The sequence below is a fragment of the Nonomuraea sp. NPDC049714 genome (assembly GCF_044465295.1).
GTDB lineage: Bacteria > Actinomycetota > Actinomycetes > Streptosporangiales > Streptosporangiaceae > Nonomuraea.
The window spans coordinates 475,597-489,557 of record NZ_JBITLM010000003.1; the positions used below are offsets into that span (position 1 = coordinate 475,597).

The window sequence follows — 13,961 nt, forward strand, 5'->3', positions numbered from 1 at the left end:
TCATTACGACCAGGAAACGAAGGCTGGATCATCGCGGCACGAGACCTGCCGCGACAGCCCCTACCTTGGACGACATGGACCCCCTCCTCACCCGCAGGGAACTGAACAGAGCGACCCTTGACCGGCAGTTCCTGCTGAACCGCACCGATCTTCCCATCGCCGAGGTGGTCGAACAGGTCGGCGGCCTCCAGGCGCAGACCCCGCACACCTGGTACACCGGCCTGTGGAACCGGATCGCTGGCTTCCGGGCCGCGGACGCCGCCAAGCTGCTGGAGTCGCGCGCCCTGGTCCGCATCGCGTTGCAGCGCTCGACCATCCACCTGGTCACCGCGCGCGACTGCCTGGCGATGCGGCCGCTGCTGCAGGTGGTCACCGAGCGGATGACCAGGACCACCTTCGTCAGAAAGCTCGACGGCGTGGACCTCGACGAGCTCGCGGCCCACGGGCGGTCGCTGCTGGAGGCCGAGCCGATGACCTTCGCCGCGCTCGGCAGGGCGCTGGCCGAACGCTGGCCCGGCAACGACCCGCACACCCTGGGCCAGGTGGTGCGCTGGCTGGTGCCGCTGGTGCAGGTGCCGCCGCGCGGCCTGTGGGGCAGGAGCGGGCCGATCGCGCACACCAGCGCCGAGTCGTGGCTCGGGTTCGACATGCCGCCGATGACGGCCGAGGAGCTGGTCATCCGCCATCTGTCGGCGTTCGGCCCGTCCTCGGTCATGGACGTGCAGACCTGGTCGGGCCTGACGCGGCTGGCCGAGGTGGTGGAGTCCATGAACCTGCTCCGGTTCCGCGACGAGTCCGGCCGCACCTTGTACGACCTTCCCCACCTTGTACGACCTTCAGCCGAAATTTCGGCACCCGTGCGGTTGATGTATGACTTCGACAACCTTTTCCTGTCACATGCCGACCGGACAAGGGTCATCACCGAGGCCGGTTTCGCCGCGCTGCGGGGCTTCATGGGCACCAACGTGATGCCACGCGCCATCCTGGTCGACGGCTTCACCGCCGGGGACTGGACCGTGACCCGCGCCAAGGGCGCCTCCACGCTGACCATCCACCAGTGGGAGCCGATCGCCGACCTGGAGGCGGTGGCCGAGGAGGGCCGCCGGCTGCTGCGCTTCCTCGCACCCGGCGACGAGCACGAGATCGCCGTCCTCGACGGCCCGTCGAAGTCTTGACCTCCGGCCGCATCCCTCAGAAAGATGGGTAGTTCCCCTAGATGACCGAACTGGTGACCTTCGGCGAGACCATGGCGCTGTTCGCCGCCCGGCGCACCGGGCCGCTGCGCTTCGCCCGTGACTTCGACCTGGGTCTGGGCGGCGCCGAGTCGAACGTCGCCATCGGCGTGGCCCGGCTCGGCCACGCCTGCCGCTGGATCGGCCGGGTGGGCGCCGACGAGTTCGGCGACCTGATCCGCTCGACGCTCGCGGGTGAGGGCGTGGACGTGCGCGCCCTCCCCGACGAGGCGGCGACCGGCCTGATGATCAAGGGCAGGCGGACGGCCGACCACATCGACGTCAGCTACTACCGCCAGGGCAGCGCCGGCTCCCGGCTCACCCCGGCCGACCTCGACCCCGAGCTCATCCGGGACGCCCGGGTGCTGCACCTCACGGCGATCACCCCCGCGCTGTCCGCCTCCTGCCGGGAGAGCGTGCGGCACGCGGTGACCGTGGCACGCGCCGCCGGGGTCACCGTCTCCCTGGACATCAACTACCGCAGGGCGTTGTGGCCGCCCGACGAGGCCGGCGCCTGGCTACGCGACGTGATCGGCCAGGTGGACGTGCTGTTCGCCACCGAGGCGGAGGGCAGACTGATCACCGCCGACGACCCCCGGCCGGCTGACGGAGGGGTGGATCCTGCCGAGCTGGCGCGGGCGCTGGGCGCGTTCGGGCCGCGGCATGTGCTGGTCAAGCTGGGCTCTCAGGGCGCGGTCGAGTGGTCCGGCGGACGCCTGCTCCGCGCGGAGCCGTATCGAGTGACCGAGGTCGACCCGGTGGGGGCGGGGGACGGGTTCGCGGCCGGGTGGCTGGCCGACTGGCTGGCCGGCGCGGCCCCCGAGCGGCGGCTGGGTACGGCGTGCGCGGCGGGGGCGTTCGCGGTGACGTCCCAGGGCGACTGGGAGTCGCTGCCCCGCCGCGACGACCTGCGCCTGCTCGAACGCGGCGGCGACGGCGTCAGCCGGTAGCGCCGTGGACGTTACCCGGCCGTACTGGGGGAAGGGCTTGCAGGAGGGAGGTGGTGAACGTGGAGTACAAACAGTGGAATGTACAGATTTGGATCAGCGAGGACGACGATGACGCCGTAACCACCGCCACGGCGGTGCTGTTCACCGCTGAGGGTAAGCGGCACGAGAGCGTGGCCCACGCCCGCCGTAACCCGGACGACCCGCCCGTGCCCGGCATCGGGGACGAACTGGCCGTCGGGCGGGCGCTGACCAAGCTCGGTACGAAGCTGATCGAGGAAGGCGCCCAGGAGGTGTCCGAGCTCGCCGGACAACGCTGACCCGGAGAGCACCGGCCGTACAGCAACGGCCGGACAGCACTGACACAGCGCACCACGGCGACCGGCCCACCACGGGCCGGCCGCCACCGACGGCCCGCGCTATGACAGGCCCGCGCTACAGCAGGCCCGCCGCCGCCAGGTGCTTGCCGATCCGGCCGATCTCGTCGGCGTTCAGCGGGATCTGCGGCGTCGCCGTGGCCGGGTGGTCGATGACGCCGCGCAGGTGCAGCGCCGCCTTGAACGCGCCGAGCCCGGAAGAGCTGCCGCCCATCCGGGTGCCGCCGACATGGACGATCTCGAACAGCCTGACCAGGCGCTCCTGCTCCCGCCTGGCCGCCTCCCAGTCGCCCCGCGAGGCGGATCTGAAGAGGTTCACGTACCCATGAGGGTCCACGTTGCCCAGGCCGGGCACCACGCCGTCGGCGCCCATCCACAGCGCCGAGTCCACGGTCACCTCCGACCCGGTCAGCACGCTGAAGGGCGCCTCGCGGCGGAGGATCACCTGGCGCAGCCCGCCGTCGTCGCCGCTGGAGTCCTTCACCCCGGCCAGCACCCCCTCGGCCGCCAGCTCCATCAGCAGGTCGGCGGTCAGCTTGGTGTGCACGGAGACCGGCAGGTCATAGGCGTACAGCGGGATCCCGCCGCCGGCGGCGATGCCCCGGAAATGGGTGCGGATCTCCGCCGGATGGGTACGCGTGTAGAACGGCGCCGTGGCCACCAGGCCCGACGCCCCGGCCGCGACCGCGACCCGGACATGCTGGAGCACGCGCGGCGTCGTCATGTCGATCACCCCGGCCAGCACCGGCACCTGCCCGCCGACATGGCCGATCACGGTGTCCAGCACCACCTTGCGCTGGGCGTCGGTGAGGTAGGCCACCTCCGAGGAGGACCCCAGCACGAACAGCGCGTCGACACCGCCCGCCACCAGGTGGTCGACCAGCCTGGCGAGCGAGGCGGCGTCCACCTCCCCCTCGGGGGTCAAGGGGGTGCACACCGGGGGGATGACACCGCTCAGCGTGGGGGTTCCAGCCGTCGTCATGCGCGCTCCTGAATCAGTTGAAGGTCTGTGGCTCCCGCCGCCACCGGATGGTGGCAGTGGTAGAGGTGCTCGTCGCCGGCGCCGGCCTCGGGCCAGGAGGCGGCGCACGCGTCGTCGGCCCGCCAGCACCGGGTGCGGAACGGGCAGCCGCTGGGCGGCCTGGTCGCCGAGGGGACCGTGCCGACCAGCGGGATCGGGTTGATCGGCGAGATCAGACCGGGGGTGGCGGAGAACAGCGCCCGGGTGTACGGGTGCCGCGCCCCCAGGGGCAGGACCTCGGCGGGCGTCTGCTCGACGATCCGGCCGAGGTACATGGTGATGACCCGGTCGCTCATCCTGCGGACGGTCTGGATGTCGTGCGAGACGAACACCAGCGCGAGACCGAGCCGTTCCTTCAGATCGAGCAGCAGGTTGAGGATCTGGGCCCGCACGGACACGTCCAGCGCGCTGGTCGGCTCGTCGGCGATGAGCAGCTCGGGCTCCAGCGCGAGCGCCCTGGCGACGGCCACCCGTTGCCGCTGGCCGCCGGAGAGCTGGCTGGGCAGCGCGTCGGCGGCGCTGGCGGGCAGGCCGACCAGGTCGAGCAGCTCGCGTACGCGGGCGTCGCGCTGGGCGGGGGTGCCGCGCCGGTGCACGTTGAGCGGGTCGCGCAGCACCTGGCTGATCGGCAGGCGGCGGTTCAGCGCCGTGGACGGGTCCTGGAAGATCATCCCGACGCTGGAGCCGATGGCCGCCCGCCGCTCGCTCTCCTTCAGCGCCCACAGGTCCCGGCCGCGGAAGGACACCGTCCCCGCCGTGGGCGGCTGCAGGCCGACCAGCACCTTGGCCAGCGTGGACTTGCCGCAGCCGGACTCCCCCACGACGCCGACCGTCTCACCGGCGCCGATGGTCATGTTCGCGCTGGTCAGCGCGTAGACGCGGTCGCGGGAGAAAATCCCGCCGGAGCGCGCCTTGTGCACCACGTGCACGTCCTTCAACTCAAGCATGCTGCTCACTCCCCCGCGTCTCCTGGTTCTCGTCGAGGAGCACCGCCGGGTGGTGGCAGGCCACCGCGTGCAGGCGGGCGTCGCCTTCCAGCGCCGGGGGGTCGGTACGGCACACCGCCGTGGCCATCGGGCACCGGTCGGCGAACCGGCAGCCCGCGGGGAAGTCCGCCGGTGACGGCACCACCCCCCGGATCTGCGTGAGCCGCTCGGCCCCCGACTCCAGCGACAGCACCGAGCCGAGCAGCCCCCGGGCGTAGTGGTGGGCCGGCGCCCCGACCAGGGTCGCGGTGGTGCCGGTCTCCACGATCTGGCCGCCGTACATGACCACCACCCGGTCGGTGACGTCGGCGACCAGCGCGAGGTCGTGCGAGACGAGGATGAGCGCGAAGCCCAGTTCCTCGCGCAGCCTGAGCAGCAGCTCGATGACCTGCGCCTGGACGGTCACGTCGAGGGCGGTGGTGGGCTCGTCGGCGACGATCAGCTTGGGCTCGCGGGACAGCGCCATCGCGATCAGCACCCGCTGCCGCTGCCCTCCGGACAGCTCGTGCGGGTAGGAGGTGAGCGTGCGGCGCGCGTCCAGGCCGACCAGGTCCAGCAGCTCGGCGGGGGTGCGCCGGCCGCCCCGGCGGGTGACCTGCTTGAGCTGGGCCTTGATGGTCATGGCCGGGTTCAGGGAGGAGAGCGCGTCCTGGTAGATCATCGCCATGTCGTGGCCGAGCAGCTTCCTGCGCGCCTTGCGGGACATGGTGAGCAGTTGCTCGCCGTCGAAGGTGATGTCGCCGCTGACGCGGGCGTTGCCCGGCTGCAGACCCATGACCGTCAGCGCGGTCAGCGACTTGCCGCAGCCGGACTCGCCGACCAGCCCGAGGACCTCGCCCGGCCGTACGTCGAAGCTGATGCCGTCGACGATGTCCACCCCGGCGTCGAACCCGATGCGCAGGTTCGCCACCGACAGGATCGGCGGCCCCTGCGGCAGCGGGCGGGCCCGCTCGGCCAGCCTGCGGGCGGCCTCGGCCAGGCCCGGCAGCTCGGTGATCCGGCCGGTGCCCGGCTCGGCCCGCTCGAAGGCGTCCTCGGCCTTGGGGACCGGGCGGCGGGCGGCCGGGGCGGCCCAGGCGTCGGAGATGCCCTCGGACAGGATGTTCAGCGCGAGCACGGTGACCAGGATGAGCAGGCCGGGGAAGACCGTGCCCCACCAGCCGCCGAGCAGCACGAGGTTCTTGCCGTCGGCGATGACGCTGCCCCAGGACGGGTCCGGGGGGCGTACGCCGGCGCCGATGAACGACAGCGACGCCTCGAAGACGATCGCGTCGGCCACCATCACCGTGCAGAAGACCAGCACCGGAGCCGCGCAGTTGATCGCGACGTGCTTGATGAGGATGTGCGGCGTGCGGGCGCCGATGATGCGCTCGGCCGCGACGTAGTCCTCGCCGTACTGGGCCAGCACGTTGGCCCGCACCACCCGGGCCACCGACGGCATGTAGAGGAAGGCCATGGCCATGACCAGCACCGTGATGCTGCCGCCGAACACGGCCACCAGCACCGCGGCCAGCGCGATCCCGGGGAAAGCCATGATCACGTCGAGCAGTCGCATGATCGTCTCGTCGACGGCCCTGCGGGAGGTGGCCGCGACCGCGCCGATGATCGCCCCGGTCACCAGGGCCAGGCCGGTCGCGCCCAGGCCGATGATCAGCGACCAGCGGGCGCCGTACAGCAGCCGGGAGAAGATGTCGCGGTTGGCGCTGTCGAGTCCCATCCAGTGGTCGGCGGAGGGGCCGCCGCCGAGCGAGTTCTGGAAGTACGGCGAGTGCGGCGCGATGAGCGGCGCGAACAGCGCCGCCAGCACGACGACCAGCACGATGCCGACCGCCACCCACGACAGCGGGGGCAACCTCTTGAACGTCATGCCGGGTCGGGCCAGGCGCTCTGTCAGTCCTCGTCTCATGCGGCACTCCTGAGCCGGGGGTTGACCAGCAGATAGAGGACGTCGACCGCGAGGTTGACGACCATGAAGCCGACCGCGATCGTCAGCACCACGCCCTGCACGACGGCGGGGTCGCCGTCACGCACCGCGTTGATCATGAGCTGCCCCATGCCGGGCAGGCCGTAGATGGTCTCGATGACCACGGTGCCGCCGATCAGGTAGCCGATGCGCAGGCCGAGCACGGTCAGCGGGTTGATCAGCGCGTTGCGCAGCACGTTGCGGCCGACCACCACGATCGGCGGCAGGCCGCTGCCGATCGCGGTGCGCACGTAGTCGCGGTCCAGCTCCTCCACCATCGAGGTGCGGATGATGCGGATGAGCTGGGCGGCGATCGGCAACGACAGCGACAGGGCGGGCAGCGTCATGGAGCGCAGCCAGCCGGGGAAGGAGTCGGCCGGGTTGATGTAGCCGCCCGTCGGGAACAGGCCCTCGCCCACCGCCAGCCACTGGATCATCAGCAACGCCAGCCAGAACGACGGCGCCGCCACGCCGATCAGCGACACCATGCGGATCACCTGGTCCGGCCAGCGGTCCCGGAACAGCGCGCCGGCGACGCCGAGCACCAGCGACAGCACGATGCCCACGGCCAGGCCGAGGAAGGTGAGCTGGAGCGTCAGCGGCAGGGCCGTGGTGATCGACTCGATCACCGGCTTCTTGGTCAGGACGCTGGTGCCCATGTCGCCCTGCAGGAGGTCGCCGACGAAGCGCAGGTAGCGCAGCGGCAGCGGGTCCAGCAGGCCGTTCTCGACCTGGAACTGGTGGATCTGCTCGGCGGTCGGGTTGGCACCCTGGAAGTAGGCGTACTCCGGCTTGCTGTTGGAGAAGCGCATCACGATGAACACGAACGCGATGACGCCGAGGATCAGCGGGACCAGGATGAGGACCCGCCGCAGCAGCATTCTGGCGATCAGAATCATGGATCAGGTGCGCCCTGTTAGATTCTCTGGGCCTGGAGCAGGTTGATGCCCGGGTAGGCCTGCGCCCGCACACCGGACATCTTCTTGGGGTCCCAGGCGGTCATCAGCTCGGTGTGCACGACGGGGTAGAGGACGGCCTGCTCAGCGATCACGTCCAGATATTTCTGAACCTTGGTGGCCTTGGCCGCCTTGTCGGACTCCTGGCTGGCCTCGTCCATCAGCTTGAACAGCGCCTTCGCGTCCTTGCTCCCGTCGAAGTGGGCGTACTTCATCCACAGGCCCCCTTCGACGAAGTTGTAGCGAAGGATCAGGTCGGCGTCCATGCCGAACTGGTTGGGGTTCGAGGCCGCCGCGACCACCTGATAGTCCTGGAACTGGTCCATCTTCGTGAACAGCGCGGCGGTGTCCTGCGGCTCCAGCGTGGTCTTGACGCCGATGGCGTCCCACGAGGCGGCGATGGTCGGCAGGCAGTCGGCGAGCCAGCTCACGTTCACCGCCATCAGGTTGACCGTCAGGTTGTCGACCCCGGCCTCCTTGAGCAGCGCCTTGGCCTTGTCCGGGTCGTAGTCGTAGACGACCGAGGCCCGCTTGTGGTCGGGGTGCCCCTCGTTGAGGAAGGAGCTGGAGGCGGTGCCGTGGCCCTTGAGCGCCACGTCGATCATCTTCTGCTTGTCGATCGCGTAGTGCAGCGCCTGCCGCACGCGGACGTCGTCGAACGGCTTGGTCGCGGTGTTGAACATCAGGAACATGTGGTTCATCCCCGCGCCGCCCTCGACCGTGAGCCCCTGCTGCTTGAGCTGGTCCACGTTGGCGTACGGGATGTTGTCGGCGATCTGCGCCTCGGCCGAGCCGCCGGAGATCTTGGCGACCCGCGCCGCCGCGTCGACGATCGTCAGCCAGTTCATCTTCTTGACCGTCGCCGGGCGCGGCCCGTTGTAGTCGGCGAACGCCTCGAAGGAGGTGTTGGACTTCGGGTTGTGCTGGACCAGCTTGTACGGTCCCGAGCCGACGGCCTTGCCGCCCTTGGCCTGGTCCCAGGCGCCCGGCTGGCCGAAGACGTGCTTGGGCATGATCTTGGCGATGGTCAGCCTGGGCGCCGCGTCCGGGAAGGCGTACTTGAAGACGAGCTCGACCGTGCGGTCGTCGACCTTCTTGACCTCCTCCAGCCAGGACCGGAAGAAGTTGCCCACCAGCACGTTGGCCTCGGGGTCGAGGATCCGCTCGAAGGTGAAGAGCACGTCGTCGGCGGTGACCGGCTTGCCGTCGTGCCACGTGGCGCCCTCGCGGAGGGTGAACGTCCACGTGGTGGCGCTGGTGTCCGCGGGCAGGGCCGTGGCGAGCGCGGCGTAGGGCTCCCGCGTGATCGGGTCGGTGTCGAGCAGACCCTCGTAGATGTGGGTGATGCCGGCCATCGAGAAGGCCGAGGCCGTCTGCGTCGGGTCCCAGCTCTGGTCGTTGCCGTAGCCGATGACGGCGGTGATCAGGTCCTTGTTCGATCCGGCGCCGACGGAGCCGGTCGAGGCCGGTCCTCCGCTGCAGGCGGCGAGCGTGGACGCGATGATCGCGGCCGCGCCTGTCGCTCCGCTGTAACGCAGGAAGTCGCGGCGGCTGAACTCAGAGCTCACGGATGCCTCCCGGGGGGTTGGTGCAGTATTGCTACCTGCGGTGGGCCGCTCGGGGCGGCTATCGTAGAACGTGGGACATCCCATGTCCTATGTTGTGCGTACTGGTGGACGCTAGATGGCGAGCAGGGCTTGGGTCAACAGGAGGTTTCCGGAATGTTACGCAAAGTCCTTCGAGAAAGGGATCCTTCATGACCGCTGTCCCGCGCCCCCGGCCCCGGCCGAGCCGGGCCGTCGAGGCCCAGGAGGGCGTCAAGGAGCTCATCCTCCAGCGCGGACTGGTGGCGGGAGCCCCGCTCCCCACCGAGTCCGAGCTGATGGAGGAGCTGGGCGTCAGCCGCAACTCCATCCGGGAGGCGCTCAAGGCGCTGCAGGCCGTCGGCATCGTCGACATCCGCCACGGCTTCGGCATGTTCGTGGGCCGCATGTCACTGGCCGGCCTCGTGGACGAGCTCGCCTTCCACAGCCGCATCACCCTGCAGGACGGCCGCAACGCGCTGGCCAACCTCATCGAGATCCGCGAGATCCTGGAGATCGGCCTGGTCCAGCGCCTCATCGACCTGGGTCCCGACGCCGACCTGTCGCCCGTCGCCGACGTGATCGCCCGCATGGAGGCCGAGGCGCAGGTCGACGCCGTCTCGCCGGAGACCGACCGGCTCTTTCACGACCTGCTCTACCGGCCGCTGGACAACTCGGTCGTCAGTCAGTTGCTGGGCGCGTTCTGGGACGTCTACCACCAGCTCCGCGACCACCTCGGCGCACCCGACGAGACGCCTGACGACGTGGTCCGGCGCCACCGCGACATCTACACGGCGGTGCTGGCGGGCGACAAGGCGCAGGCGATGGCGGCCGTCTACGCCCACTTCGACGGCGTGCGCAACCGTCTGGCCCGGCTCCGGCCGCCCGCCTGACGGCGACGCCGCCCGCCGCGCTGTCCTAGGCTGGAGGGCATGGCCGAGATGGCGGTGTCCGACGGGGTGTGGACGTTCGACGGCGAGACCCTGCGGATCGTGCCGGGCAGCGGCAAGGACGTGCACGAGCTGCGTAAGACGCTCGGCGAGCTGGAGATCCCGATCGAGGCGATCGCCGGCGCCACGTTCGAGCCCTCCCGCAAGGGCGGGCACCTGCGGTTACGGCTGCGCAAGGGAGCCGATCCGCTGACCGACGCGGTCGCCGGCTCCCTCACCGCGCCCGCCGACCCCTACCGGCTGGCGATCCCCAAGGGCCGCACCGGTGCCGCCGAATACTTCGCCGACGAGATGCGTGACGTGCTGACCGTGTGGCAGACGCCGAACGCGCCGAGCGAGGAGTTCCTGCTGCCCGGCCCCGCGGTGCCGATCGTGACCACCGCGGGCGACGGCACCGTCCACTTCGACGGCGAGCGGGTGCGCCTGGAATGGACCGCCTTCGCCAGTAGCACCAAGGACGAGGCCGGCCCGCAGGAGTTCGCGCTGGCCGACCTGGTGGGTGTGGAGTGGAAGCCGCTGATCGGCATGGGCTACGGCTCCCTGCGCTTCCGCCTCAAGGGCGAGGGCCCCGCCAAGCCGCCGCAGAAGGACCCGCGCTGCGTCTCCTGGGGCGTACAGAAGTTCGGCGGCACGACCGCGCTCGTCGCCGCGGCCGTGGTCGCCCGCCTGCCCCGCGGCCTCGGCCTCGGCCTCGCCGAGCTGCCGCCGCCGAGCACGCCCGGCGAGACGGAGACCGTCCTGCGCCATCTGGCGGAGCTGGGCGAGCTCCACCGCTCCGGCGTGCTCACCGACGAGGAGTTCAGCACGGCCAAGCAGGCCCTGCTGCGCCGCCTGGAGTGAGGCTCACGCCCGGTCGGCGTGTGCCGCCCGCTCGTCCGGCACGCAGTGGGTCATCCGCAACCCGTGCACGTCCCGCTGCCCGTTCGCGCCCAGCTTGGCCAGCCGGTCCCGGTCCTCGTCGGTCAGATCCTGACTGGCGAGCGGCTCCAGGCCGCTGACGTCGTCGGGCGTGACGCCGATCCCCTCGCCGACGCGCAGCCCCAGCTCGTCCTCCACGAGCAGCAGATGCCAGACCATGCGCTCGGCGACCCGCCGGTCACACTGCTTGAGCATGGTGACGAAGTTGTGCACCAGGTCGTCCCGCTCCCACGGCTCCATCAGCAGATAGCGCTGGCCGGCCTGCGCGTAGTCGTTGGTCCTGGGGATGCGCTTGCGGGTGAGCCGCCCGGTGATGACCGGTCCCTCCTCGTCCACCGTCGGATACTCTCCCTCGCGCAGCCCGCCGAGCAGCGACGGCTCGTAGTTGATGTGCGGCGACTCCCCCGCCGAGTCGACGAAGTACGTCATCTGGCCGTCACGCTGGTTGGTCCTGATCGCCGTGTTCTTCGCCTGGTTGACGGGAAGCTGCAGGTAGTTGGGGCCGACCCGGTGACGCTGCGTGTCGCTGTAGGAGAAGGTGCGCCCGACCAGCATCTTGTCGTCGGAGAAGTCCAGCCCGTCGACCAGCACGCCGGTGCCGAACGAGATCTGCTCGTTCTCGGCGAAGTTGTTGCCCACCGCCCGGTCGAGCACCATCCGCCCCACCGGCCTGGCCGGGAACTCGTTCTCCGGCCACACCTTGGTGTCGTCGAGCGGGTCGAAGTCCAGCTCGGGATGCTCCTCGTCGCTCATCATCTGCACGAGCAGCTCCCACTCGGGATGCTCGCCCCGCTCGATGGCGTCGCGCAGATCCTTGGTGGCGTGCCCCAGCTCCTGCCCCTGGATCACGGCCGCGTCGGCCGCGGTCATGCTCCGCACGCCCTGCTTGGGCATCCAGTGGTACTTGACCAGGACCGTCTCACCCTGCTGGTTGACCCACTTGTAGGTGTTCACCCCGAAGCCCTGCATGTGCCGGTAGTCGGCGGGGATCCCGCGCGGGCTGAACAGGTTGACGAGCATGTGCATGCACTCCGGCGTCTGCGACATGAAGTCGAAGATCCGGTTCGGCTCCTGCCTGAACGTGACCGGGTCCGGCTTGAGCGCGTGGATCACATCCGGGAACTTGATCGCGTCCCTGATGAAGAAGACCGCCAGGTTGTTGCCCACCAGGTCCCAGTTACCGTCCTCGGTGTAGAACTTGACGGCGAACCCCCGGGGGTCCCGCGCGGTCTCCGCCGAGTCCCGCCCCCCGATCACGGTGGAGAAGCGCACCGCCACCTCGGTCCGCTTGCCCGCCTCCTGAAACAGCTTGGCCCTGGTGAACCGGCTGACCGGCTCGTCGCCGATCGTCCCGTACGCCTCGAAGAAGCCGTAGGCCGTCGTCCCTCTGGCGTGCACGACCCGCTCGGGGATGCGCTCACGGTCGAAGTGACTGATCTTCTCCAGGAACTGGTAGTTCTCCAGCGTCGCCGGACCTCGTGCGCCCACGGTCCGCTGGTTCTGATTGTCGTAGACCGGGTGCCCCTGCCGGTTGGTCAGCACCTCACGCGGGTCGCCAGGCCCAGACCCCTGGCCGGAAACGTCAGTCATGTCACTGTTCCTCTCCTCCGGTGTCCTGTTCCCCCGCTGCCCCCAAGCGGCTGTGCGACACCGGCAAAGACTCGCCCTCACCTCCTGAAACGACTAAAGGCACCTTCCACGAGGTGGGAAGATGCCTAGTCTGTGCTTCGGAGTGCGCCGCCAGGGACTCGAACCCCGGACCCGCTGATTAAGAGTCAGCTGCTCTAACCATCTGAGCTAGCGGCGCCTGCAACATGGGTAACTGTATCAGCCGCCGCACACTGTCCGCACACCGTCGCGGACCTCAGTCACCGAGCCGCGCCGCCAGCCTTCCGTACGCCTCCAGCACCACGTCCCAGAACCGGGACACGTTCAGCGCGGTGGCCACCAGGGCGTTCGGCCGCCGCTCGCGCAGCTGGAAGTCCACCACCGTCATGCCCCTGGTGAACTCCCCGATCGTCTCCACGTTCACCACCGCGGGCACCATCGTGACCAGGGACGGGTCCAGCACGTACGCCACCGCGCAGGCGTCGTGGATGGCCGGCCCGCGGTGCTCGGTCACCTCGCCGTAGAACTGCGCGGCGGGCACCAGCAGCTCGGCCAGCCGCCCGAGTGGCCGCATCCGGTCCAGCTCGGCGGTGGTGACCATCGCGGTCAGGGTCACGTCCAGGCCGAGCATCTTCACCGTCCAGCCCGCCGCGAAGACGATCGCGGCCGCCTCGGGGTCGGCCAGGATGTTGAACTCGGCGGCGGGGTTGTGGTTGCCGCGGGTGAAGGAGCCGCCCATGATGACCAGGTCGCGGGCCCACTCCACGACACGCGGCTCGCGCCGTACGGCCAGGGCGAGGTTGGTGAGCGGCCCGATCGCCACCAGCGTGATCTCACCGGGCGCGGCCCGCAGGGTGTCGATGATGCAGTCCACCGCGTGCCCCTCGGCCACCGCGAGCAGCGGCGGCGGCAGGACGGCCCCGCCGAGACCGGTGTCGCCGTGGACGTCACCGGCGCGAACGGTCCGGTGCATGAGGGCGCCGGCGCTGCCAGGAGTGACCGGGACGTCGCCGAGGCCGAGGAACTCCCTGAGGGCCAGCGCGTTGGCCGTGGTCAGGGCGAGGTCGACGTTGCCGCCGACGGTGGTGATGGCGACGAGGTCGAGGCCGGTGGCGCCGGCGGCGAGGGCGAGCGCCATGGCGTCGTCGATGCCTGGATCGCAATCGATGAGGACTTTGGTCACGTGACCGTACGATACGAGGCGAGCGTACGAAAAAGAGATCGGGGTCGGGCAGTCCCCCAAAATCTGCCCGACCCCGATCCCGACGGCGGTCCAGGCCATCGCTTTCCCCCAAAAGCGACAGCGGTCCCGCACTGGCAGACCGCGGTCCCCCTCCGCGTCCGCTCCGGTGTAGGTCTTACGGCCGGTCACAGTGCTTCCGACCTGCTTCGACACTACCGAGCCGTATGCAACGACCGC

The 13,961-nt window shown here is 70.2% G+C and carries 12 protein-coding genes and 1 tRNA gene; 5 read left to right on the forward strand and 8 right to left on the reverse strand.

From position 1 onward, the window contains the following. Window positions 1–74 precede the first annotated feature (74 nt). From ACIBQX_RS15545 to ACIBQX_RS15555, 3 genes are read left to right on the forward strand one after another with little or no spacing between them, the layout of a single operon-like run. Entirely contained in the window at window positions 75–1,175 is a 1,101-nt protein-coding gene (locus ACIBQX_RS15545; RefSeq protein ID WP_397004773.1) for a winged helix DNA-binding domain-containing protein, read from the forward strand. A 41-nt stretch (window positions 1,176–1,216) separates the two neighbouring features. Then, on the forward strand, window positions 1,217–2,182 hold the full coding sequence (locus ACIBQX_RS15550; RefSeq protein ID WP_397004775.1) for a sugar kinase: 966 nt from the start codon (window positions 1,217–1,219) through the stop codon (window positions 2,180–2,182). A 59-nt stretch (window positions 2,183–2,241) separates the two neighbouring features. Beyond that, window positions 2,242–2,499 (forward strand): DUF1876 domain-containing protein, encoded by a 258-nt coding sequence (locus tag ACIBQX_RS15555; protein ID WP_397004777.1) that lies wholly within the window; start codon window positions 2,242–2,244, stop codon window positions 2,497–2,499. 115 nt (window positions 2,500–2,614) lie between these two features. Here ACIBQX_RS15555 and ACIBQX_RS15560 read toward each other — a convergent pair whose 3' ends face one another. From ACIBQX_RS15560 to ACIBQX_RS15580, 5 genes are read right to left on the reverse strand one after another with little or no spacing between them, the layout of a single operon-like run. After that, complete coding sequence (locus tag ACIBQX_RS15560) at window positions 2,615–3,538, reverse strand: dihydrodipicolinate synthase family protein (protein WP_397004779.1); 924 nt, start codon at window positions 3,536–3,538, stop codon at window positions 2,615–2,617. After that, complete coding sequence (locus ACIBQX_RS15565) at window positions 3,535–4,524, reverse strand: ABC transporter ATP-binding protein (protein WP_397004781.1); 990 nt, start codon at window positions 4,522–4,524, stop codon at window positions 3,535–3,537. Before ACIBQX_RS15565 ends, ACIBQX_RS15560 begins: the two co-directional genes overlap by 4 nt. Continuing rightward, window positions 4,517–6,469 (reverse strand): dipeptide/oligopeptide/nickel ABC transporter permease/ATP-binding protein, encoded by a 1,953-nt coding sequence (locus tag ACIBQX_RS15570; RefSeq protein ID WP_397004783.1) that lies wholly within the window; start codon window positions 6,467–6,469, stop codon window positions 4,517–4,519. The genes ACIBQX_RS15565 and ACIBQX_RS15570 overlap by 8 nt, the downstream gene beginning before the upstream one ends. After that, a complete protein-coding gene (locus ACIBQX_RS15575; protein WP_397004785.1) occupies window positions 6,466–7,425 on the reverse strand; it encodes an ABC transporter permease in 960 nt (319 codons plus the stop codon). The genes ACIBQX_RS15570 and ACIBQX_RS15575 overlap by 4 nt, the downstream gene beginning before the upstream one ends. Window positions 7,426–7,442: 17 nt before the next feature. Then, window positions 7,443–9,050, reverse strand: coding sequence for an ABC transporter substrate-binding protein (locus tag ACIBQX_RS15580; protein ID WP_397004787.1), 1,608 nt, complete (start codon window positions 9,048–9,050; stop codon window positions 7,443–7,445). 188 nt (window positions 9,051–9,238) lie between these two features. Here ACIBQX_RS15580 and ACIBQX_RS15585 point away from each other — a divergent pair, with 188 nt between their 5' ends. Together ACIBQX_RS15585 and ACIBQX_RS15590 are read left to right on the forward strand one after the other, a co-directional pair. Further along, a complete protein-coding gene (locus tag ACIBQX_RS15585) occupies window positions 9,239–9,958 on the forward strand; it encodes a FadR/GntR family transcriptional regulator (RefSeq protein WP_397004789.1) in 720 nt (239 codons plus the stop codon). Window positions 9,959–9,997: 39 nt separating this feature from the next. Beyond that, window positions 9,998–10,855 (forward strand): DUF4429 domain-containing protein, encoded by an 858-nt coding sequence (locus tag ACIBQX_RS15590; RefSeq protein ID WP_397004791.1) that lies wholly within the window; start codon window positions 9,998–10,000, stop codon window positions 10,853–10,855. Between the two features lie 3 nt (window positions 10,856–10,858). Here ACIBQX_RS15590 and ACIBQX_RS15595 read toward each other — a convergent pair whose 3' ends face one another. The 3 genes from ACIBQX_RS15595 to ACIBQX_RS15605 form a co-directional block, all read right to left on the reverse strand. Next, complete coding sequence (locus ACIBQX_RS15595) at window positions 10,859–12,523, reverse strand: catalase (RefSeq protein ID WP_397004793.1); 1,665 nt, start codon at window positions 12,521–12,523, stop codon at window positions 10,859–10,861. Between the two features lie 143 nt (window positions 12,524–12,666). Beyond that, window positions 12,667–12,740 (reverse strand) — tRNA-Lys (locus tag ACIBQX_RS15600). A 57-nt stretch (window positions 12,741–12,797) separates the two neighbouring features. Beyond that, window positions 12,798–13,724 (reverse strand): nucleoside hydrolase, encoded by a 927-nt coding sequence (locus ACIBQX_RS15605; RefSeq protein ID WP_397004795.1) that lies wholly within the window; start codon window positions 13,722–13,724, stop codon window positions 12,798–12,800. Between the last annotated feature and the right edge of the window lie 237 nt (window positions 13,725–13,961).